General features: G+C 58.8%; 21 protein-coding genes. 9 read left to right on the forward strand and 12 right to left on the reverse strand.

Features of this window, described 5'->3' with window-relative positions; all coding sequences use genetic code 11:
* Positions 1–56: 56 nt before the first annotated feature.
* Together SH410x_RS22330 and SH410x_RS22335 are read right to left on the reverse strand one after the other, a co-directional pair.
* Positions 57–749 carry a hypothetical protein gene (locus SH410x_RS22330; RefSeq protein WP_473670879.1) on the reverse strand — a complete coding sequence of 231 codons (693 nt, stop codon included), beginning with the start codon at positions 747–749 and terminating at the stop codon, positions 57–59.
* Positions 746–1630, reverse strand: a complete 885-nt coding sequence (locus SH410x_RS22335) for a hypothetical protein (RefSeq protein WP_473677371.1) — start codon at positions 1628–1630, stop codon at positions 746–748. Before SH410x_RS22335 ends, SH410x_RS22330 begins: the two co-directional genes overlap by 4 nt.
* A 218-nt stretch (positions 1631–1848) precedes the next feature.
* Between SH410x_RS22335 and SH410x_RS22340 the strand changes: the two genes are divergently transcribed.
* Positions 1849–2184: a hypothetical protein gene (locus tag SH410x_RS22340; protein WP_473670880.1), complete on the forward strand. Its 336-nt coding sequence runs from the start codon at positions 1849–1851 to the stop codon at positions 2182–2184.
* Positions 2185–2187: 3 nt separating this feature from the next.
* On the opposite strand, the gene pseI is transcribed toward SH410x_RS22340, so the two are convergent.
* Both pseI and SH410x_RS22350 read right to left on the reverse strand, forming a co-directional pair.
* Positions 2188–3246 carry a pseudaminic acid synthase gene (gene pseI / locus SH410x_RS22345; protein WP_473670882.1) on the reverse strand — a complete coding sequence of 353 codons (1059 nt, stop codon included), beginning with the start codon at positions 3244–3246 and terminating at the stop codon, positions 2188–2190.
* Positions 3243–3989 carry a cytidylyltransferase domain-containing protein gene (locus SH410x_RS22350; protein WP_473670884.1) on the reverse strand — a complete coding sequence of 249 codons (747 nt, stop codon included), beginning with the start codon at positions 3987–3989 and terminating at the stop codon, positions 3243–3245. The genes pseI and SH410x_RS22350 overlap by 4 nt, the downstream gene beginning before the upstream one ends.
* On the opposite strand from SH410x_RS22350, the gene SH410x_RS22355 reads away from it, so the two are divergent.
* Complete coding sequence (locus SH410x_RS22355) at positions 3988–4146, forward strand: hypothetical protein (protein WP_473670886.1); 159 nt, start codon at positions 3988–3990, stop codon at positions 4144–4146. The genes SH410x_RS22350 and SH410x_RS22355 overlap by 2 nt on opposite strands.
* 43 nt (positions 4147–4189) lie before the next feature.
* Here the strand turns inward: SH410x_RS22355 and pseC are convergent, their stop codons facing one another.
* The 5 genes from pseC to SH410x_RS22380 form a co-directional block, all read right to left on the reverse strand.
* Complete coding sequence (pseC, locus tag SH410x_RS22360) at positions 4190–5386, reverse strand: UDP-4-amino-4,6-dideoxy-N-acetyl-beta-L-altrosamine transaminase (protein WP_473670888.1); 1197 nt, start codon at positions 5384–5386, stop codon at positions 4190–4192.
* 664 nt (positions 5387–6050) lie between these two features.
* A complete protein-coding gene (pseB, locus tag SH410x_RS22365) occupies positions 6051–7085 on the reverse strand; it encodes a UDP-N-acetylglucosamine 4,6-dehydratase (inverting) (RefSeq protein ID WP_473670890.1) in 1035 nt (344 codons plus the stop codon).
* A 128-nt stretch (positions 7086–7213) separates the two neighbouring features.
* Complete coding sequence (locus SH410x_RS22370; protein WP_473670892.1) at positions 7214–8005, reverse strand: formylmethanofuran dehydrogenase subunit C; 792 nt, start codon at positions 8003–8005, stop codon at positions 7214–7216.
* Positions 8002–9003: a formylmethanofuran--tetrahydromethanopterin N-formyltransferase gene (gene fhcD / locus SH410x_RS22375; protein ID WP_473677372.1), complete on the reverse strand. Its 1002-nt coding sequence runs from the start codon at positions 9001–9003 to the stop codon at positions 8002–8004. Before fhcD ends, SH410x_RS22370 begins: the two co-directional genes overlap by 4 nt.
* 17 nt (positions 9004–9020) lie before the next feature.
* Complete coding sequence (locus SH410x_RS22380; RefSeq protein WP_473670894.1) at positions 9021–10757, reverse strand: formylmethanofuran dehydrogenase subunit A; 1737 nt, start codon at positions 10755–10757, stop codon at positions 9021–9023.
* 205 nt (positions 10758–10962) lie between these two features.
* Between SH410x_RS22380 and glmM the strand changes: the two genes are divergently transcribed.
* The 3 genes from glmM to SH410x_RS22395 are packed head-to-tail and all read left to right on the forward strand — an operon-like array spanning position 10963 to position 13683.
* Positions 10963–12309 carry a phosphoglucosamine mutase gene (gene glmM / locus SH410x_RS22385; RefSeq protein WP_473670896.1) on the forward strand — a complete coding sequence of 449 codons (1347 nt, stop codon included), beginning with the start codon at positions 10963–10965 and terminating at the stop codon, positions 12307–12309.
* A gap of 32 nt (positions 12310–12341) precedes the next feature.
* Positions 12342–13499 (forward strand): ATP-grasp domain-containing protein, encoded by a 1158-nt coding sequence (locus tag SH410x_RS22390; protein WP_473670898.1) that lies wholly within the window; start codon positions 12342–12344, stop codon positions 13497–13499.
* 43 nt (positions 13500–13542) lie between these two features.
* Positions 13543–13683, forward strand: coding sequence for a hypothetical protein (locus SH410x_RS22395; protein WP_473670900.1), 141 nt, complete (start codon positions 13543–13545; stop codon positions 13681–13683).
* A gap of 26 nt (positions 13684–13709) precedes the next feature.
* Here SH410x_RS22395 and SH410x_RS22400 read toward each other — a convergent pair whose 3' ends face one another.
* Positions 13710–14651 (reverse strand): nucleoside hydrolase, encoded by a 942-nt coding sequence (locus tag SH410x_RS22400; RefSeq protein WP_473670902.1) that lies wholly within the window; start codon positions 14649–14651, stop codon positions 13710–13712.
* A 152-nt stretch (positions 14652–14803) separates the two neighbouring features.
* On the opposite strand from SH410x_RS22400, the gene trpD reads away from it, so the two are divergent.
* Positions 14804–15811 (forward strand): anthranilate phosphoribosyltransferase, encoded by a 1008-nt coding sequence (gene trpD / locus SH410x_RS22405; RefSeq protein ID WP_473670904.1) that lies wholly within the window; start codon positions 14804–14806, stop codon positions 15809–15811.
* Between the two features lie 107 nt (positions 15812–15918).
* Here the strand turns inward: trpD and SH410x_RS22410 are convergent, their stop codons facing one another.
* Positions 15919–17304, reverse strand: a complete 1386-nt coding sequence (locus SH410x_RS22410) for a VWA domain-containing protein (RefSeq protein ID WP_473670906.1) — start codon at positions 17302–17304, stop codon at positions 15919–15921.
* 110 nt (positions 17305–17414) lie between these two features.
* Positions 17415–17642 carry a hypothetical protein gene (locus tag SH410x_RS22415; RefSeq protein WP_473670908.1) on the reverse strand — a complete coding sequence of 76 codons (228 nt, stop codon included), beginning with the start codon at positions 17640–17642 and terminating at the stop codon, positions 17415–17417.
* Between the two features lie 364 nt (positions 17643–18006).
* On the opposite strand from SH410x_RS22415, the gene SH410x_RS22420 reads away from it, so the two are divergent.
* From SH410x_RS22420 to SH410x_RS22430, 3 genes are read left to right on the forward strand one after another with little or no spacing between them, the layout of a single operon-like run.
* Entirely contained in the window at positions 18007–18837 is an 831-nt protein-coding gene (locus tag SH410x_RS22420) for a hypothetical protein (protein WP_473670910.1), read from the forward strand.
* Positions 18838–18852: 15 nt separating this feature from the next.
* Complete coding sequence (locus SH410x_RS22425; protein ID WP_473670912.1) at positions 18853–20940, forward strand: serine/threonine-protein kinase; 2088 nt, start codon at positions 18853–18855, stop codon at positions 20938–20940.
* Positions 20941–20966: 26 nt separating this feature from the next.
* A complete protein-coding gene (locus tag SH410x_RS22430; RefSeq protein WP_473670914.1) occupies positions 20967–21644 on the forward strand; it encodes a hypothetical protein in 678 nt (225 codons plus the stop codon).
* The last annotated feature ends 80 nt before the right edge of the window (positions 21645–21724 follow it).

Here is a 21724-nt window from a genome sequence, read left to right on the forward strand (position 1 = left end):
GCGAGCGGACCGGTCTGGGACGGGACAATGGGTCCCATCTCACGAATCGCAGGATATTACAGAGCCGGATACGCCGCTGCCCCGTTCGGGTCGCTGAGCAGCCGGTCGTGATTCTGCAGCACTTCCGCTCTCGCCTCCGGCAGCCACCGCTTCACCGCCTCGGGCAGTGGTTCCAAACCGACCCGGGCCATGACCTGATTGAGACGCATCAACAGAGACGTATCGTCGGCATAGTCGTACAGGAACCGGGTTTGGGCGAATCGCCGCAACGTCTCCGCAATCCGGTCACTCGGCTTGCCCGTGATTTTATTGACACGCGCCTCGATTTCCTCCAGGGGCGCCTCATCGAACAATCCGTAGTAGCGATCGACCCACGGACGCTGTGCAATCACATAGTTCGCATCGAGCAGCATTTCGATCAGGATGTGACCGACGAACGAGGGCCGAAATCCTGCGTCGCCCGGGAGACGGTCCCGCAACTGTACGGCGAACTCGAGATTCATCCGAGCGAAGGTCTCGCCGCCGTGGAACCAGTGGTCGTCTGCGATATGGGTGACGATTCCCTGGGCGACGTTTCGCAGGATGATATCCGACGAATCCAAAAAAGGCTCCGCCGCACGCCCGCGAGCCCGAACGCGGCGATCGATCACCGATAGAAAATCGGGCATCCCGGTACAAATCGCTCGCGCGGGTGCATCCGATGGGGAAGACCGCATCATGGTGGGGAGTGCATGGCAAAGAAAGTTCATGGTGCCAGTTGAGCAAGCCAATCAGCCATCGACCACCGGAGAGAGTCTTGATTCTCCGCGATGGCTTTGTTGAGTCGGTCGACCAAGCGGGCGTTTTCCTTGCGAATCCAGACCTTACCAATCGTGTGTTCTGCTAGGTCGCCAATTTCTTCGGCGGCGTCGCCGCCGAGTTTGCTGATCCGTTCAACTTCGAATCCGCTCACCACGAGTGAAGCCTGCTCGATGGCCACATCCAAGTGCATCGCGGGTGGCACTTCGCTAAAGTCCGCCGCCATCCCCATCGTCAGTGTCGTCCGCATGGCCAGGTTCATCTTGCCGGAAATCTCGATGCTGTACCACTTCGCACCCAAATTCCAACGCTCGACACGGATCGAGAAGTGGGCTGGCGTCGAGACCGTCGCGTCGGCACGCCAACTCTGCAAACCGTCGTCGGACGAAACCGGCGTCACGCTATGAATTCGGACAATGTCGGACGCTTCATAGGGCTGCAGCAACGCCGCAACATCGCCGTCGGGCGGCTCGGTACTCGCAAGTGAAATGGGTGAGATTTCTGCCTCGGCGATCTGAGACGCCTCGTCGAGTTGCCCGGGGAGTTCGATTTCATAGCGAATCCAGCGACCGTGCCGCAGTTCACGCCAACGTCGATGCGTTTTGAGTTCCCAGCCCTCGCGGCGGACTTTTACCCCTGCCCAGACTTTTTTGGTGTCGCCCCAATCGTCGTCGCCGTCGATTCGGTGGGGAACGTGCTGCATCAATTGGTCCGCCAGCCACTGTACCGACTGGCGAGTTTGGTCGGGCGTCATCGATACCCCGGCCGTTGGCGGGGCAAAAACGGCGGGAGGCACTGATTGTGCGGCCAGGGAATTCGCTCCGCATATCATCAACACGCTGGCAATCATCAACACGCTGGCAATTGCCATCCGGATGACGGGCGAGTCGTCGGCATGTCGGGATCGCTGGTGTTGCACGCGGGCACTCCGTACCAAAAAAGAAAGAATGGACAGCACCGTGACCAAACGTGTCACCCCGTGCGGCGATGCTATGGATGTTCCAGTTCGGAAGCTTGCCACGTTTCCATCCTTTTGAATAATACCAACCCATGACCACACTCACCCTCGACCCCGTCACTTCGTCCGCACCGGTCGCTCTCGTTCAGCCACGCCAGCGAAAACCGCTGACGCCTCAGCAGATGCTACGAATCGCGATGCTCGACTCCGACCAATGGGCAATCGAGCTGGACTACGCCGACAGCAAAGGCAAACGGACTCGCCGCACGGTCAGCCCGATTCGCTTTTCCACTTCGGAACGATTCCTGGGCCTGTGCCTGTGTCGGGAACAACCGCGACAGTTCTATCTCAACCGGTGTAGCAACCTCCACATCGTCCGCAGCGAAGACATCATGATGCCCGTCGAAATGGTGCAACTTGACGACTGATCACTACACAAACATCTCCCACGTCGTCGGCTCGCCTCGGGTGAGTTTTCGTTTGGCGGTGCGGCCGCAGACACGTGGCCATTCTTTGGGCGTCAACCCATGGCCAGGACGGACGATACGAAGGCAATGAGGGCCGACCGTTTCGCCTTCCGCCACATCTTCGCTGATGAAAATGGAGCGGCGGAATACCAGTGATTTCTGTTGCGGCCCGGCGCTGCCGTATCGAATTTCACCGAGGGCCTGCCAAGCCCGCTCGGTTTCAACGACCAAACTTTTCAGCTCGTCCGGTTCTAGCGAGAATGCGGAATCGACGCCACCATCGGCGCGGCGGAGCGTGAAGTGTTTCTCGATCACCGTCGCACCCAATGCGACCGCGGCAACGGCCGCACCGATCCCACCGGTGTGATCCGATAGTCCGACCTGCAGACCAAAACTGTCTCGCAGATGCGGGATCGTTCGCAGGTTCGTCGACTCCGGAGTCGCGGGATAATTGCTCGTGCACTTCAGGAGCACCAATTCGCCGCAACCATGCTCGCCAGCACACTCCACCGCTTGGTGAATTTCAGCGAGCGTCGCCATGCCGGTCGACATGATCAGTGGCTTGCCCGTTGACGCCGCTTTGGCGATCAAGGGCAGATCCGTGAGCTCAAACGATGCGATCTTGTACGCGGGTGTGTCGAGAGTTTCAAGGAAATCAACGGCCGTTTCATCAAACGGCGAACTGAATGCGATGATCCCACGAGACCTGGCATGGGCAAAGATCGCCTCGTGCCAATCCCAGGGGGTAGCGGCTTCCTGGTAGAGTTCGTGCAGTCGGCGTCCAAACCACAGACTCTCCGGGTCCAGGATCTTGAACTCATCTCGATCGACGTCCAGCGTCATCGTGTCGGCAGTGTAGGTTTGCAGTTTGATCGCGTGCGCGCCCGCATCCGCGGCAGCGTCTACAATTGCAAGAGCTCGGTCGAGCGACTGATTGTGATTGCCCGACATCTCGGCGATCACAAAGGGAGGTTGATCCGGTCCGATCGAGGTCGTGGCGATTTTCAGGCTCGGCAAACTCATGCGGCTTTCAACGCTTTTTGCTTCACGGTGGCATTGATGCGACTGAGTTCCGGTCGCCGCGTGAGCAACTCCAGCACCTGATCGGTCGTGACGAGCTCGTCCCTGCCGATGTGGCGGAACACGGCTTGGAAAAACACAAAATCGGTGGGCTCGTCGAGCGTCCAACGCATGGCAGATTGATCGACTGACTGGGCAACATTCTCGAGCACGAAACGCTCGGGGTGCTGATAGAAATAGGGCGTCACATGCTCGCGTTCGTATCTTTGGGTCGCCTCTTGATAAGCGATCTGCAACACGCGCATGCTGAACATCTCGATGTCGAGCCCATGCGGATAGGTCCGGTGCTGCGTGTTCGAAATGTAGTCGACGGGGCAGTCACTGTTTAACCGTGCCTGGTACCGCTCGACGAGATGGTCCACCAATTTGGGGTCGATTAACGGACAATCGGCTGTGATTCGAATGATTTCGGTAGCACGAGAAACAAGGGCCGCATGATGATAGCGGGCGAGCACATCGTGCTCGCTGCCGCGAATCACCCGTACCTTGCAACGTCGACATTCATCGACGATCGCATCATCGGCGTCTTCGTTGGTTGTGGCGACGACCACTTCGTCGACTCGCGTGCAACGCCGCATTCGCTCGACGATTCTGCTCAGTACGGTTTGATTGCCGAGACGAAGGAGCACCTTACGTGGTAACCGGGTCGAGCCTACCCGAGCTTGGATAATGACAACTGTTTTCATGGGTTTTACTTTAGATCCGAAAAATGGAACGTCGCCCTACCTGGTTGGCGGCAGGGCATCCACCCATGACCGCTTCGATCAATTGTCCGTGTATCGCTCCGTCAGCCAGAGCGTGGCCGGGTTGGTCGCGTTGTTGGCAGATCCGTCGACCGTCTGATGACGAGAGCGGCGCTGCGTGATTCAAATTCCCAAACGCATTCTTACGCGGCAATGGATCGTGACGTTACCGATGAGGCAAACGTCTGTTGAACCGACGTGATGACCTGAGTCACCTCCGCATCTGTCATCGCTGGAAAGATCGGGATGCTCAGTGCTCGATCGTAGTGTTTCACTGCACCCGGAAATTGGGGTGCGGTGTGACCATAGCGATCGGCATAAAAGGGCTGCATCGATACAGGGTAGTAATGAACCTGCGTGCCAACACCGCTGTCACAGAGACTCTCCATCACGTCGACGCGACTGCGTCCTAGCGATTGAAAATCAACATGCAAGCAGAATAGATGCCAGGCCGATGTTGAGAGTGTGCTCGCCTGCGGCAAGCTCACTCCGGAAATGTCAGCGAGTTCGTGCAGGTATCGATCCGCGATCTCCCGACGCCGGGCTACAAACCGATCGAGTTTCTTCAGTTGCGAGCAAGCCAAGGCGCACGACATTTCCGGAATTCGATAGTTGAATCCAGGTGCGTGCATCTCATAATACCACGGCCCTTCGGTGGGGCGGCGCAGCTGGGTGATCTGTTTCGTCATCCCATGGCAGCGAAAGCTGCTCAGGCGTTTTTGTAGGTCGGGGCAATCGGTCATGACGGCGCCGCCTTCGCCCGCAGCGATATGTTTAACGGGATGGAAACTGAATGTCACCATCGACGCATATCCCAACGATCCGATAGGGGAACCATTGCGGTGGACTCCGCCAATCGCGTGGCTGGCGTCTTCGATCACTGCCGCGCGTGGGCACAATCGTTGGACGGTTTCGCCAATCGCCGCCATGTCGCAGGCTTGACCGGCAAAATGCACCGGAGCAACGGCACGAACCTGCTGGCGAACATCCGTGCGGAGCGCAGCGGCGAGCGTCGCGCTCGTCATCAGACCCGTTTCGGCATCCACATCGCAAAAGCGAACTTCCGCACCGAGATAAATCGCGGCGTTGGCGGTGGCGAGGAACGTGTTGGTGGGGACGATCACGACGGTTCCTGGACCGACGCCGGCAGCGGCATAAGCCATGTGCAGAGCAGCGGTCCCGGAATTGCATGCGACGGCGTATCGCGATTGGCACTGCTGAGCGAGAGACTCTTCGAATGCATCGATTGCCGGGCCCTGCGTCAACCAGTCTGAACGTAGAGTCGCTGCGACCGCTTCAATATCCGCCTCGTCAATTGATTGACGACCGTATGGAATCACTTGAATGGCCCTCCTTGGCCAATAAGACATTCTTGGTGTTGTCTCGTTCAGAGACCCCGCTAAGCGGTTGTTGGTGTCGTCGAAGTTCGACCGGCAATGGTGAGCCGAATGCAGTCAGGTATCGGGTAACACGTGCCACCCGGCCGCTTACGCGACTCGGCTCATTTAATCTACAGTCCGCTAAGCGGTTGTTGGTGTCGTCGAAGTTCGACCGGCAATGGTGAGCCGAATGCAGTCAGGCATCGGGTAACACGTGCCACCCGGCCGCTTACGCGACTCGGCTCATTTAATCTACAGCCCGCTAGGCGGTTGTTGGTGTCGTCGAAGTTCGACCGGCAATGGTGAGCCGAATGCCGTCTGGCATCGGGTAACACGTGCCACCCGGCCGCTTACGCGACTCGGCTCATTTAATCTACAGCCCGCTAGGCGGTTGTTGGTGTCATCGAAGTTTGACCGGCAATGGTGAGCCGAATGCCGTCTGGCATCGGGTAACACGTGCCACCCGGCCGCTTACGCGACTCGGCTCATTTAATCTACAGTCCGCTAAGCGGTTGTTGGTGTCGTCGAAGTTCGACCGGCAATGGTGAGCCGAATGCAGTCAGGCATCGGGTAACGCGAGCCACCCGGCCGCTTACGCGACTCGGCTCATTTAATCTACAGCCCGTTAGGCGGCAATTCGTACGCGATGGGGTTGAACGGGACCGCAATGTTTCGCAATCGTGTCACGCAGTTCCTCCACGCTCAGCCAGTGTGGGTTGTTGTCGCTGGCGTAACAGAACCCGTCTGCACACTGTTTCCCGGAGGCAACATAGCTCGGTTCCTCTTTGGACCACGGACGAGCAGAAGGTTGGACGATGTAATGATCGTCAAACTCCAGTGTCATCCGGGCTTCGTCAGCAGGAATCATGCACTCGTGCATCTTCTCGCCCGGACGAACACCGATGACCTTCGTTTTGCATTCCGGCGCGACCGCTTGGGCGATGTCCATGATCGACACACTTGGGATCTTCGGCACGAAAATCTCTCCGCCTTCCATCCGCTCGAACGCTTTCAGAACGAATTCAACCCCTTCTTCAAGCGTGATCACAAACCGCGTCATGTCGGGGCTGGTAATCGGCAAGACACCTTCGCTGCGTTTGTTTTCGAAGAATGGCACCACCGATCCATTGGAGCCGAGCACGTTTCCGTAACGAACGGCACAAAAACGAGTCCCGTCGACGCCTGAGAGTGAGTTCGCCGCGGCAAACAGTTTATCGCTGCATAGTTTGGTGGCGCCGTATAGGTTAACCGGAGCGGCCGCTTTATCGGTCGACAACGCGACCAGCTTCTTCACGCCGGTGTCAATACAGGCGTCGATGAGGTTTTCGGCACCGCCGATGTTCGTGCTGATGCACTCCTGCGGATTGTATTCGGCGATATCGACGTGTTTCATCGCCGCGGCGTGAATCACATAATCGATTCCACGGAGTGCACGCTGAAGGCGGTTCTTATTGCGAACATCGCCGACAAAATATCGGACCTCGGGAAACTCGGAAGCGGGGAAATGGTTTCGCGCCATGTCCACGTGTTTTTGCTCATCCCGGCTGAACACCACCAAACGCTTGGGGCGATGTTCTCGCAGCAGCGTCTCCACGCATTTTTTCCCGAACGAACCGGTACCACCGGTAATCAAAACATGGCTTCCTGCTAGCGACGACATTCGAAATCCTTTCGAGAGTTGGGTATCACGGCTGCAGTCTAGTGATTTGCCAATTCCTCACCAAGATCAATCTGGATGGAAATATTATTGGAGTTTCGGGGCTGATGATCCGCACGCGACGAAGGCGATCAGCACGGAGAGTCGGGCGACAAGGGATACCAAACCTCGCCGATACCACCGATGCTGCGGTCGCCACGACTGGTCGACCACGTGGAGATCTCGATCGCAGCACTCGCCGGTGGCCAGATGGACTGGATCTCGGGACGATTCAACACCAAAGCACGAAATGGCGTCTCGAGCTCAACTGGGGAAGTAAAGCGAATGGGCGGTAGCGATATCGGGGTCGCGAGGATCAACGTCCCGCGCCGCATGCCATAACCGACATGTTCAGCGACCACGCCGCCGACCCCGATGGTGCCGGCAACCTGCCACGACGCCAGCCCTGGCCCGGCATTCCCCGCGATCCAGACCTCGCCGCGCCGCATTCGATTTCCGGCAAAATCGCCCACGTTTCCCGAAACCACAATCCGACCACCATTCATCCCCACCCCGCGTGACCCGGTCGACGCACCGAGATACCCGCCGGCGTTTCCGCCAATCGTGATCGTGCCGCCGCTCATGCATGCACCGCAGTAGTCGCCAATGTCGCCCTCCACGATGATTTGACCGACGCGGTGTTGATGACCGATTCGATGGACGCCGCTGCAATTTCCTTGCAGAGTCAATGTCGGGGGGGCAGCGGGGGTTCCCCGGCAATCAATTTTAAATATTTCTCCTAGCTCCACGCGCGTCGATGAAACCAGAATCGACTGGCGAGCGATCTGGTCGGCGGACTGCTCGATGAGCTGATCGAGTCGCAGGCTCGCAGCATCGATCGATGCTGCGTCGTCGGCTCGCAAGCGAAGCGTGATCGACTTCATGACCTTGCCTCCGCCAGAACATCATGCAAGCGAAAGTGATGGCGACCGAGTTTGCCGCCATAGTTGCCCGCCGTAACGCCCACCAATCCATCGCTGCCCACCGATTCACAGGCGGCCTTCATCCCCATCGCCATCGCAGCGGCGATCTCGTCGAAGCTCATGCCGTCCAGGACAACCTCGAGCACGGCCGTTGTCTCGGCGGGCAGTTCCGTTTTCGTCAGTTCGCGAAGTGACGGACAAAAGGCTTCGTTCGTCGACGCAAACAGAGCTGCGTACTTCGATCCGACCTTGGAACCACTGCGGGTTGCACCGCCCGGAAAGGGCGTGATCACCCCAGGCAGAGGTGCGATCGCCGCGATCGCGGCGCGGCAGGCAACGCTCACTGCCTCGATCGACCGGCCGAGCAGAATGAAATTGCCACCGCCAATCGCTTCGGTACGTCCACAATCGTGCTGGCAAACGAATTCACCATCCATTACCGGAATCCGCCAATACCGGACCGCTTCTTCGCGAGCGGGCGCGTCGCTGCTCTCTCCGGTGCGCCGGATTTGTTTGCTGATTTGATGTCCATCGCCAAAGTAGCGGAGTGTTTTGCCTAACGGCACACGATTGGGGTACACGCTGCGATCACCGACCAAACCTGCATAAAGCGCCGTGGTTGGGCAGGTTAGAACGCACTGCCCGGCGCGACGCGGAATTTGTTTTTCGAGTTCCTTGCCTGAAACCGCGAACGCCAAAACCGCGACCCCCGGCCGCCCGTCAGGCGTTTCAGCAGGTGACAGCAGGCGTTCGACTGCGATCTCGACACCACACGCGATCACACTTGTGCCGAATCCCACCATCGCTGTTGCGGCGGCATCGCACCACTGCCGATCAGCCGCCGTGATGATCAACCGCGTCATTTTCATGTCGAACGCTTCGGCAAACGTCGCATGAATCGGCACGCCCCCGATCCTCAGCGGTGAATTGCGAACCCAATCGCTCGCATCCAACGCCATCGTGTTGTCTTCGCTGCTCACGATGCTGCTCCTGAATTGGCCGGTGGGATGTCCGATCGCAACCCCGTGCTGAGCAACCGGCTGCCGAGCACCTCCTCCATCTCGCCATCATCGATCCACAATCGATCCAGTGCGAAGGTGCCGTTTCGGGCATACCGCTCCCGAAAATCAGCGAGTTGCTGTCGATCGATCGGGCAGCCCGTCTCAGTCAGATCAGCGGCCAGTGTGCGGTCCAGCACCGTGTCGTTGGGGTGCACGACCTCGCCATCACGACGAATCAATCGCCCTGACTTAAAGACAAATCGGGGGACCGCGAACATCTTTTCAATGCTGTCCTGCTGTCGATAAACCACCACATCGGCGACGCGACCCGTCGCGAGCGTACCGCGATCGGTCAATCCCAGAATCCGCGCTGGTGCCGAACGCGTCATCGTGGCGATGTCGGTGAGCGAGTACTCACGCGAAATTCCCGCCAGCGAACTCGCCCCTGCCGCCTCGGTATGAATTTCAGCAAGCGCTGTTTCTCGCAGCGAACGATCAGCCAGCAGACCGAGCAAGTGGGGATATGCCGTGAACGGACCACCGTTGGGATGGTCGGTGGTCAAGAAGACCCGCGATGGATCATCAATCATCAAGAACAATTCCAGGCCGATCGCCCACTGCAACGAATGCACGAACTCCCGGCGCCGATAGCGGAACGGAACCACTCCGCATCCCGCTTCGCACTCCACATCCACCAATACGGATTTGCGTGGCTTCGCATGGGCCGCGTTGACATGCTGATGCATGGAATCGGCGCTGATGGTGACGGTTTGCCCAAACTGAATCTGCCCGACATCGATCGTCACATTGGGATGCTTGCCCATCGCCTCTACCAACTTCGATGCCGCCGACGAGAAGTGATAGGGGCCTTCGGTTCCGTAACAATGAAACTGCGCGTGCGTCAGATGAATCGGATATCCATCGGCCGCAGCAATCGTCGCCAGCGTGGAGGCGATATTGCCAGGCACACCCAGGTTGCTGCAGTGCACATGCAGCGGATGCGCCAAGCCGATCTCGTGCACGGCCCGGCACAGCGTCCGGATGATCTGCCCGGGCGTGACGCCGTTGTCCGGGTGCGGGGTGTCGACATCGAACGATCGCTGATTGAACTTGAAAGCGTTGATGCCGCCAGGATTGACGATTTTCACGGCGATGCAACGGGTCGCCATCACCATCCAAGCCACATAGGCATTGATCACTTCCTGCGGCGACTTTTCCGCGATCATTTGCAACAGGACGTCATCGTTACCGAGTAGGCAGTAGCCGCCGGTATCGATGCCCTGCACATCCGCCATTTCCGCGTGGGCCGAGCGTGCGTTGCAGGGAATCACAGCGGGCTCGAGACAGGTTGTATAGCCCATGTCGAGATACCGCGACGCCGTCATGCTGGCCGACGGCAGAAAGTGCGACTCCGCCGGCCGGGTCGCTGCGACGGGTTGCGACGTCCGCCAGGGTGGCATTTGATCCCGCAATAGCATCCGGGCCAGCGAGACCTTTCCGCCCCCGATGTGAGTGTGCAAGTCGATACCGCCCGCCATCGTCACGCATCCGCTGGCATCGATTTCGATGTCGGGCGCGACCGATTCCCGTGGAGCGTCGATGATCAAGCCATCTCGCATCCATAATTCCTGCTCATCCCCTGGGCCGCGTTCCAACCCACCAATCGACCGCTCGGGATCGATCAATCGGCTGCCGCGAATACAAGTCAGCATGAGTGTCAAGCTACCAGAGTCAGGAGATGGGGCCGCGAATGATCCGCCGGATTGTCTCACAAACCAGAGTGTTTTAGTAGACCGGAACACCCCTGGGCGCCCACATCACGTCACCCGACGGATGTCGCCCAACCGGATCATTCACTAGGGTATGCCGATTCATTTGCATGTGGATTCCTGTCAACTTTTCACCAAGAATACTTTCATGAGCGAACTGATTATCAGTGTGAGTGGTTTGCGCGGCATTGTCGGCGAAACCCTGACCCCCGACGTAGCCTGCCGATACATCGCCAGTTTCGCTGCTTCGATTCCCGCCGGCCCGATCGTGATCGGACGCGATGGCCGTACGACGGGTCCGATGTTGAAAGCTGCCATCATCGCGGCGCTCAACGCGTGCGGCCGCGATGTGATCGATGCCGATGTGGCCGCGACCCCCACGATCGGTGTACTCGTCCGTGAGAAATCGGCGGCCGGTGGCGTGCAAATTTCCGCCAGTCATAATCCGTCGCCCTACAACGGGATCAAGCTTTTCGGCAGCGATGGACGCGTGCTCGACGCCGTGTCGGGAGGCCGAATTCGTGATGGTTACCTTGCCGGTACTGCCGCGTGGTGTCGCTACGACGCGATCGGATCGACACAAACCGAGCCCGATCCTCACGCCGCTCATCTCGAGAAAGTACTCGCGACAATCGAGGTCGATGAAGTTCGTAACGCGAAATTCAAAGTGCTTTTGGACAGCAACCACGGTGCGGGTGGCCTGCTCGGAGTGCGGTTACTTGAATCACTCGGATGCGAAATCGAAGCCATTGGCCAGCAGCCCACTGGGGTTTTTGCTCATGTGGCTGAGCCGACGGCCGAGAATCTCGCCGGGATCGCATCGCGGGTTGCCGGCAGCGGGAGCGTGATCGGGTTCTGCCAAGACCCCGATGCGGATCGCTTGGCGTTGATCGATGAAAATGGCCGCTATATCGGCGAAGAAGCCACCCTGGCACTGTGCGTCCGGCGGGCCATGATGGTCGGTCGGACCGATGGCCCGATCGTGATCAACGGAGCGACCAGTTCCATGAGTGGACTCGTCGCGAAAGAATATGGTGTGGAAACCATTCGCAGCGCCGTTGGCGAAGCCAATGTGGTCGACAAAATGATCGCTCACTCGGCAGCCTATGGTGGCGAGGGCAACGGTGGGCCCATCGACCCCACCGTGGGATATGTTCGCGATAGCTTTGTCGGCATGGCCCAGGTGCTCGATTTGATGCAGCGGACCGGTAAACCGCTCAGTCAACTCGCCGACGAGCTGCCTAAACTGGCCATTTACAAGGACAAAGCCGAGATCACGGTGAGCCAATTACCGGCCATTTTTGAACGATTACAAAATCGATTTCAGGACGCTCACGCTGACACTAGCGATGGACTACGCCTACAATGGACAGATTGCTGGTTGCTTGTCCGTGGTAGCAATACGGAACCCATTGTGCGAATGATCGCGGAAGCAGAAACATCCGAGAAGGCCAAGTCGTTATGTGATCAAGCGGCTGATTTGATCAATCCGTAGCGGCAGTCGTCAAGACATCGAAAGTAAATGCCATGCTCAACAGCGACACCTCGACGCCATCAACATCACCACGAATTTTCGTGGCTGAATATCTCTGTGGTGGTGGCATGCTCGATACACCCGTCGACGCGATCCCCGAATCGCTTCTGCGCGAGGGAATGGCGATGTGGCGGACCCTCGTCACTGACTTAGCCGGTTGGGCGAGGGTGCGAACACCCGTCGATCCCCGCTTGTCATTGCCGGCACCCACTTTACCTTCGTCGATCGCCGCCCACGTCGAAACCGTTCCGATGCAGCCCTGCATGGAGCCATGGGTGGGCTGGATCGCTGCCGCCCGTGAGTGTGATGTGGCCATTGTCATCATCCCAGAGACGGACGGCCTGTTGACCAAAGGCATCTCACTTTTGCGCGCCGCGGGGATCCATGTGCTCGCTCCGACAGGTGTAGCGATCGGTCTGGCAGCGGACAAATGGGCGACCGCGAAATGGCTGCATCTCAACAACATCGCCCATCCAGATACCTGGTCACTCGAACGGCGAAGCACGGGGCTAGCGGATCGTCATTACACGCGTTCCAGGCCGCTGGCTGCCGGACGACTCGATCCCGTCTTCAGCGGCTTCCCAAACTCGGGGTATCTCGTCAAGCCACGCGACGGTTGCGGCGCAGTATGCATTCGCCGGTATGATGAACTCGAGCCGGCGCTCGCATCGATGAAGCCACACGAGATCACTCAGCAGTATTGGACCGGCCGCTCCGCATCGGTCTCCGTGATCGCCAGTTCCGGGGACGCCCGGGCCAGTATGTTGCCCGCCGTTTGGCAACACCTGGAGGTGGTGCCGCACGCGACATCGCTCGACAGCGTGTCCACCAGCCACTTTGTTTACCAAGGTGGTAGCGGGCCGCTTTCAAAGGAACTCCAACTCCGTGCTCATGCATTGACCTCACGCGTGCTCCAAGCTCTCCCGGGAAAGCTGGCCGGCTTCGTCGGCATCGATTTGGTCCTCGGCGAGAACGCCAACCATGACGCCGTGATCGAAATCAACCCCCGGCTCACCACTTCGTATATCGGCCTGCGAAAAATGACCGACGAAAATCTGACCCAGCGACTATTCGGCGCTCACGACCAAGCCGCCGCCATCAACGTTCCCGCCGAATCAGTTCACTGGAACCTGCACTCGGTCTTGGCTTAGAGTTTTTTCACGGCTGGGAATTTTGAGTCGACGATAGTGAAGCTTGTTGAAAATCCTCACGCAGCAGGATCGCTTGCTCTCGATCGAATCGTTCGCTCTCGACCGAGATGCCCCGCAAATGGTCAAACCCCAACCCGGCCTGCAACGCCACGAGCACGCCCAAGGGAAACAAACCGGGGATTAAAGAGAAGGTTCAGCGGCGAAAGAACCCTACGTTTTTTGGCCTGCGTACCGTAGGCCGCGAATGATCGCATCGCGGACATCCGCCGCGGAGGCGCGACGTGCGACCTCCATGTTCGTTTTCCATTCCGGACGCATGCGGCGATCGAACAACGTCATCCCACGTGTCAACTCGCCGCTCACTTCGACATCACCCGCCATTTCTTCCCATTGAAACAACTCGGGTTCAACGAGCGAAGTCAAGGTCACGGCGTCCTGCAGCGGCATCACTTCGCGACCAAGTTTTTGATGCCCGGCGCGAAACTTGTACGGCAAAATTTTGTGCAGCAGCCACCCCGCCCGGGTGCCTTCCCCAGGCAACTTTTCAATCAGATCGAGCCCGAACGTGATCGAGTCCGTCACGTCCAATGGCACTAAGCTCTTCGTTGTCAGTGACGCGAATACCTCTCGAGCACTGGTGGGATCGAAAAAGAAGTTCATCTCGGCAACCGCGTTCGCGTTACCGCTGTGGGCGACCGCGCCGCCACTGATGACGACTTTGTCAATCAATGGAATCAGCATCGGATCACGCCGCAGTAAGCGGGCGAGATTCGACAACGGTCCCAAACACACGATGGTCACCTCACCGGGATATCGCCGAATCACATCGGCCATTACCTTTACACTGGGATGATCGTTTTGACGCGTAGCCGTGGGGAAATGACACCCCGCTAAACCGTCGGGGCCGTTCAGATGCAAGTCATCCAGAACGGGTGCATCCTGGGGCGGTACCGCCGTGCCAATGCGCGGATAGCGTGCCGGATCCAGCTTGGCAATGATCGCCGCTGTATTCGTATTGGCCTGCTCCGCGTCCACCGTGCCCGCTGTGGCCGTGACGGCCAGCACGTCCAAGCGTGGATCGAACAAAGCCATCGTGATGGCGACCGCGCCGTCGATCCCAGGATCACAGTCGAGTATGATTTTTCGTGACATACCCTTCAGTCTAAGAACTCCACCCCCAGCGGAGAAGAGGAGAGAGGGGAAGATCGGGAGACACGGAGAGACAGAGTTTTTCGTGCCTGCCCCTTTGCCCGCACTCTCCCACCTCCTTATTTCCTCGCCCCACCTCTCAACCACCCGCTGACATGCTTGATTTCCCCGCAGCCATTGACCTCGCCCGCTCCGGCACCGATCTGACGTCGGAACAGACTGGGCATCTGATCGACATGATGCTCCGTGGCGAAGCGGCGGAGGCGAGCGTGGGCGAACTGCTCTTGGCCCTGCGAGACAAAGGCGAGTCGGTGAGCGAACTTGTGGGAGCAGCCACGGCGATGCGCGGCCACATGACACGCATCGAGCACGGCCACGATATCCTGCTCGATACCTGTGGTACCGGCGGCAGCGGATCGGGAACCTTCAATATTTCCACCGCCGTTGCCATCCTCGCCGCGGCGTGCGGCGTGGCGGTGGCCAAGCACGGTAACCGGGCCGCCACCAGTCGCTCGGGATCGGCAGACGTGCTCGAGCATCTCGGTGTGCCCATTGAATCGGATGCTACCGACGTCGCCCGCAGCCTCAACGAGATCGGCATCTGTTTCTGCTTTGCCGCGAAACTGCACCCGGCGATGCGTCACGTCGTCGCCATTCGCCGCCGCCTCGGCGTGCCCACGCTGTTTAACCTGCTCGGACCGCTGTGTAATCCCGCCGCCGCCACGCATCAGCTTCTCGGGACCGTCTCCCCCGCGTCACAGACCAAAATTGCCGCAGCACTGAGCCAGCTCGACACCCAGCGCAGCTTTGTCGTGCGTGCCGAGGATGGGCAAGACGAAATATCGCTCGACGGAACCACACAGTGTGTCGAAGTCTGCTCGACGGAGCAAACCAGCCACACCTGGACCGCCTCCGATTTCGGACTCCCTGCAGCAAAGGCCGACGCCCTCGTCGTCGCCGACCCAGCCGAAAGCGCCCAAGTCATCCGCGACATATTCGCAGGCAAACCCGGCCCACCCCGCGACACCGTCATCGCCGGCTGCGCCGCCGCACTCTTGCTTGTGCGAAAGACGGACGATTTGCTGCACGCCGCTCGCATCGCCGCAGACGCCCTCGACAGCGGAGCAGCTCAAGAAAAGCTGCGACAGCTCTGCCGCAATTAGGGGGCCGCCTGGCAACTCATGCTCTCAACGATGAATCTGGCCGGCATCACCGGCATCATTCGGGTAAGTCCGCAGAATCTTTCACGAGATCGATTGCCGCTTGCATGTCAGTCGACGCGGCGGTATTCGCCGCCCGTTTCGTTCGCGAGCGTTTCGAGGAAGTCGCCGGTAACGCGGTTCACTCCGATCCCGATGGTGTTGAATTTCAAATGCCGCATGCGATTCCGTCCCACGATGTCAGCGATGATCGTTTGGGGGCTGATCGTGACTCCGGCTGTGGGGCGCCCGTCGGTGAGCACGAATACGGCTTCGAGTTGATCGTCGAACCGGAGCGATTCGCTGAGGACACCGTGCGTGTTGGTGCGATCACCTAACTCGATGTGTTTCACAAAATCGATCGCACTGAGTTTGTTCTCCTGCGTCGCGGCCAATAGTTCGTTACGCCACGACTGGACTTCTGTTTCGAACAGCATGATGGCAAATTCCGCGTCGGGCGAAAGCTGATCGATGGCGTGAATGAGCTCACGCTTGGCACTCTGCAGGCGTGTCTCATGGTAGGCGGGCTCGCGCATGCTGCCCGAGCGGTCGATGATGAAGAGCATCCGACCGGCGTTCAGTTCAATGCCATAGTACTCGCCCTTGGTCAGCCGAACTTTTCCCTGCGACTCCGACGGAGCGTCATGTAATTTTAGTTTTCCTGGCCCGGAGAGAGAGACCGCCGAGGCTGGCTGGACGGGCGTGATCGATCTCGGAGGCATTCCAAGCTTTGCCATCTCGGCATCATCGTCGAGCTCCTCGAGGTAGGTCTGGTATCGTTCGCGGTCGCCATCAAAATCTCGCAGATCGACGTTTGCCAGCCGTGCTTCAATTTCATGACGAAGCTGACCGTCGAGCTGCTTGGCGAGCCGATGCAACCACTCGATGCTCTCGGGGCAATGCAGTCGAGCGAGCGCCCGCACCAACGCGAAACGAAACGCATACTGTTCCTCGAATGCCGGTCGCTTGATCTGCGAGACAATATCGTCAACGGCGGTGTTGAATTGCATTTCACCGATCGTGTCCATCGCGATCATGGCCACATGGGTGTCGGGATGATTCAGAGCCTCGATGACGACCGCGTGTGCGTCCTCTTGAGGGCTGTTGCCGAGCAGTTTGAGCAATTGCGTGAGGGTCTCGGAAACGGCGGTGCGGTTGCCCGTTCCGCGAGGCTTCTCGTCGTCGGGTAGATCATCAGCACGCTGGTCGAGAAGTTGCTCCGTGGCCTCGATGACCGCACTGAGATTGGCATCGAGCTCGCCCCGCCGGGTGAGAAACAGCGAGATCAATTTGAGTTTCGCCGGTTCGCTGCGCCCGGTCAAAATCTTGATCATCCGCTTCTGAGCGGGCGTTGCGGCGGCGTTGATCTCTCCATCGGCCCGCTCCGCAGCGACCAGTCGCGTCCCGCTCTCGGCAGCCATGAGTAGGCCCAGTACGAGCGCTGTCCATTTCCACATCATCTGAGTTCCCCGTGCGGCGCAGAATACACGGTCACAAAGATTCGACCGTTTTGAGACATCCTCGATTCTAACGAGTTTTAGTCGTCACGGGGAGACAAAATCGCGTTTCAGCGGCCTTCGCGTCGCGAGGAGGATTTGGTGGCGAACCGACTGAGGGTGCACTGCATGTCCGCCAAGTCCTGTTCGATCTCCACGCCAAAGTCCGCCTCGATCACGTCGCGGACGAATCGCTGCGAAAGTAGGTGCCAATCCAGGGATGCGATCGTGTCACGGTCGCAGTCAGTCCCTGAGCAGGGTGTGTTGGCGTCGAATTCAGCTTCCGAGGAGAGTGACATGATCAATTCCCTGATGAATGCGTTGGGCGGACACTATTAAGATGCAGCGAACCGGAAGAAAGTTCGGCAAATTGATTGCCAATCCGAAATGGTTCCGCCCGCCTCGCGGAATGCGACTACTCCTTTCTTCGGATTGTACGTGCCTCCGAGTCCAGGCTGATTGAGGCGGGTTTTGGCAAGAGTCGAGGAATTCTGAAGATTTTTGCGCCAGTTTGCCAAGATTCCCCCGCCTGTAACGAAGAACCTATCAGAGACCACATCTGTCCGAGACAACTCGGATGGTTTTGCCGCCCTGTCGCGGTAAAGCGGCCCGTTGCGGCAGACCGGTGGGACGAAACATCACTTTCAATTGGGGAAATCCATCATGTTACGCAAGATTTTTATGGCCGGGACAACCTTGGCTCTTCTGTCGGGGCTGACAATCGCCACACCGATCGGCTCCTACGCTCGCTGTGCCTGGAACTACGTGACCGATTCCGCTGGCGATGCCGTTCCGCTGGAGTGGGAACTCAAACGGGCCCGCCAAATGATCGCCGATCTGCAACCGGAAATCCAAAATAACGCGCGGCGAATCGCGAAAGAAAAGATCGAAGTCGTTAAGCTCGAGCGACAAGTCGGCCAAACCGACTCCGGCTTGGTCAAGGCGCAAAACGAAATCGAACGACTCACCAGCGACCTCCGTGACGAAAACTCCAGCTACACCTATGGTGGCAAAACGTACACCTCGGTACAGGTGAAGTCCGATCTGAGCAGCCGGTTCAAACGCTTCAAAACCCGTCAGCAAACGTCTGAAAAATTGCAGAAGATGCTGTCGGCACGACATGCCTCACTGCGAGCGGCGAGTGAGCGGATGGAAGCGATGCTCGACGCACGTCGTCAACTCGAGGTCGAAGTCGAGAATTTGCAGGCTCGATTGGGCGCCCTGCGGGTCGCGCAGACGAGCAGCGAACTGAACTTGGACGACAGTGCTCTGTCGCGTTCACGTGAGCTTCTCGATGAGATCGCCACACGCATCGACGTCGAAGAAGAAACCATGAACGTGGATGTCGAGTACTTTGGTGAAATCGATTTGGACGAACCATCGGACGAGAATTTACTCGACAACATTTCAGCCTATATCGACGGTCTGAGCGGGTCGAAGTCCAATACGATGGTTTCGATCGATTTCAACAATGACGACGACGACACTCTTTGAGCTCGATGAATCGCCATGTTTGCTACCCTGGAACCTACCGTCATGAACTTCACTTACTCTCCCAACGATACCGTCCTCGGCCGGTACACGATTCGTCGTGGCATCGGTGTGGGCGGTTTCGGTGAAGTTTACTTTGCCCTCAGCCAAGCCGGTAAAGAGGTCGCACTGAAGCGGATCCAGCGAAACTTGGCCGTCGAGCTACGAGGCGTTTCTCACTGTCTCAACCTCAAACATCCCAACCTGGTTTCGCTGCACGATATCTGTCGTGATCAAGATGACCAAACGTGGGTGGTGATGGAATACGTCGCGGGCAAAAACCTGCGTGAGGTACTCGATGACGCAGACCCGAGCGGCCGGATCTGCACGGCAACAACTTCCGGCGCGACGGCGTTGCCGAGTGGCCTGGCGATGGATGAAGTCCACCGCTGGTTTTGCGGGATGGCTGCGGGAACCGCCCATCTGCATGCCGCCGGATTGGTCCATCGTGATCTCAAGCCGGGAAACCTGTTTGACGATAACGGGCTGATCAAGGTGGGCGACTACGGATTGAGCAAGTTCATTTCGATGTCTCATCGCAGTGGTCACACCGAGAGCATCGGCACGCTGCACTACATGGCTCCGGAAATTGGACGCGGTCAATACGGCCGCGAGATCGACGTCTATGCGTGCGGGATCATCCTGTTCGAGATGCTCGTTGGATCGCTGCCGTTCGACGGGGAGACGCCGCAAGAGATCATTGTCAAACACCTAACCGATAGACCCGATCTATCAAACGTCCCCGCTGATTTCCGCAATGTCATCGCCGCTTGTTTGCAAAAGGATCCAGCGTCGCGTCCCAGCGATATCGCAGCGATGATGGAGCTGACGCCATGGGCAAACGACTTCCACACGCCCGTCGCATGGTCCTCGAGTTCACCCGCATCGAGTTCACCCGCATCGGGTGCAGCCGCATCGGGTGCAGCCACGTCAAATTCACCCACGGGCGAACCCGAGGGGGTCAGGTCAAACCATTCGGCGTCAGGCCCCGCTGCTCTCCCGCGTGTGATGTTGAGCCATCCGGCCACTGACGAACCGATCGCACGCGCTGTCGGCAGGGCGGTGTCGGACGCACGAATGTGGTGGCGGAGCCTGGAGTGTTCTCCGGTTGCCAAGTTGGTGATTGCGATTTCGGCTGCCGCCATCCTGTTGATCAATACGCACTGGTTGCTGCCGGTGCTCTCGCTGTTTGCGTTTGTTTATATTCCCTATTTCATCGTCCGCCACATTGTGTTGCAGTTGGCTGGGGCGGATGCGGCACCGAGGCAGAACATGGCCAATCAGTACGGAGAATATTCCCACGCGAAGTACAGCGGCACCTATTCAAGTTACAACGCTGCCCCGCCCGCGACCGTTCACCCTCGGCCGGCACCCATGCGGCTATCAAAATCGCAGACACGAAAGCTGCTCCGCGAATCGCTCGCCCAGCGAACACGGCTTTCGTTGGCTGCGGAGTGGGCGCTGTCGGCTGTGATTTCGTTGGTGGTCGCGGCCACGTTGCTGGTGATTTCAGCGGTGGTTGGGCTGCGGCACTCGGTGGTGTCGCCGATCACGATCGCGCCCTTCGTGTGGATGGCAAGCGTGGTGTGGCTGGGAGCCGCTGGGTTGCTCTCGCTCGGTAAGGCATGGGAGTCCAGTGACGGAGAAGGCCTGCCGCGTCGATTGGTTGCCGCGTTCCTTGGCGCCGGTGTCGGCGTGGTGGCTTACTTGCTCGCCGATGTCTTGATGGTGCCGCTGGACCAAGGATTGAGTCGCGAGATTGACGCGACGTCACTCCCATCGACTTTCTATCAGGCCTCGGGAGTGCCGACGGCGGCCGCGATGATGGCTCATTTCGCCCTGCTGTTCGCCCTGCTGCGAATGTGGAAACCGGTTGACCCGCTGCGTCGCCGACGGTTGAGCCCGTGGGCCGTTGCCGTCGCGGTGGTGGGCGAATGGCTGGTCCAGCAAATTGTTCCGATCCCGCAACCGGCCGGGATGCTGATTGTCGGCGGTATCATCTTGATGTCGCAAATCTCGGCGCCATGGGTGAAATCCGACTCGATCTCGACGGTCATCTCAACATGAGCGCTATCTCGAATCAAGGTTTGACAATGAATTTTTCATGCAATTGGATCGCCGTCGCGATAGGGGTGCTGGTCTCGGCCGCGTCCTGTGGGATGCACGCCCATGCCGAGGATCGGGCAACCGATGCCGAGGAGCGGGCAGTTGATGCGGAGGTCGCCGTGGTGACGGAGCAGGCATCGACATTAAGTGTGGCACCGCTCGACCACGTTGATTATCCGCTGGATCGGCCCAGTTGGATCGAGGAGCACCGCATTCCCAGCCCCCCCAGTGATGGCGAGGATCTTTTGATTTCGGTCGGTTCCGGCCCGGCGGCTTCTCCTGAAATCGCGTCCGAAATGATGGAGGTGATGGCTCGCGGGGCGGTGGAAAACTATCTCGAACAAATCGCACAGGAGGGGCCCGAGATTATCCCTGCCGACCGAATCCAGGTCGACATGGACTGGGTGCGCGACGAGCTGATCTCACGCCGGTACGAGGGCACCGTCGGCAGTGGCAATGATGTTCGCTACGAGAGCGTCTGCCTGTTGCGAATCAGCGAAGCGCAGCAGCACAAACTCGCACAGTCCATTGACAACTATCGGCTGCAGGGCCGGCTCTCGACGGTCGGCGTGATCGCCTTGACGGGCTTTGCCGGCCTGCTCGGTGGGGCCATCGGATTCGGATGGCTGGCCTCACGCCAACGGCCACGTCCCACGGTTTCGTAGCTGGGTCGCCTCGTAACTGGGTCAACTCGTAGCTGGCGGGCTATTAGCTAAGTGCGGGGCCCGAGCGTCTGGCATGTGAA

Source organism: Rhodopirellula sp. SH410 (assembly GCF_055811895.1).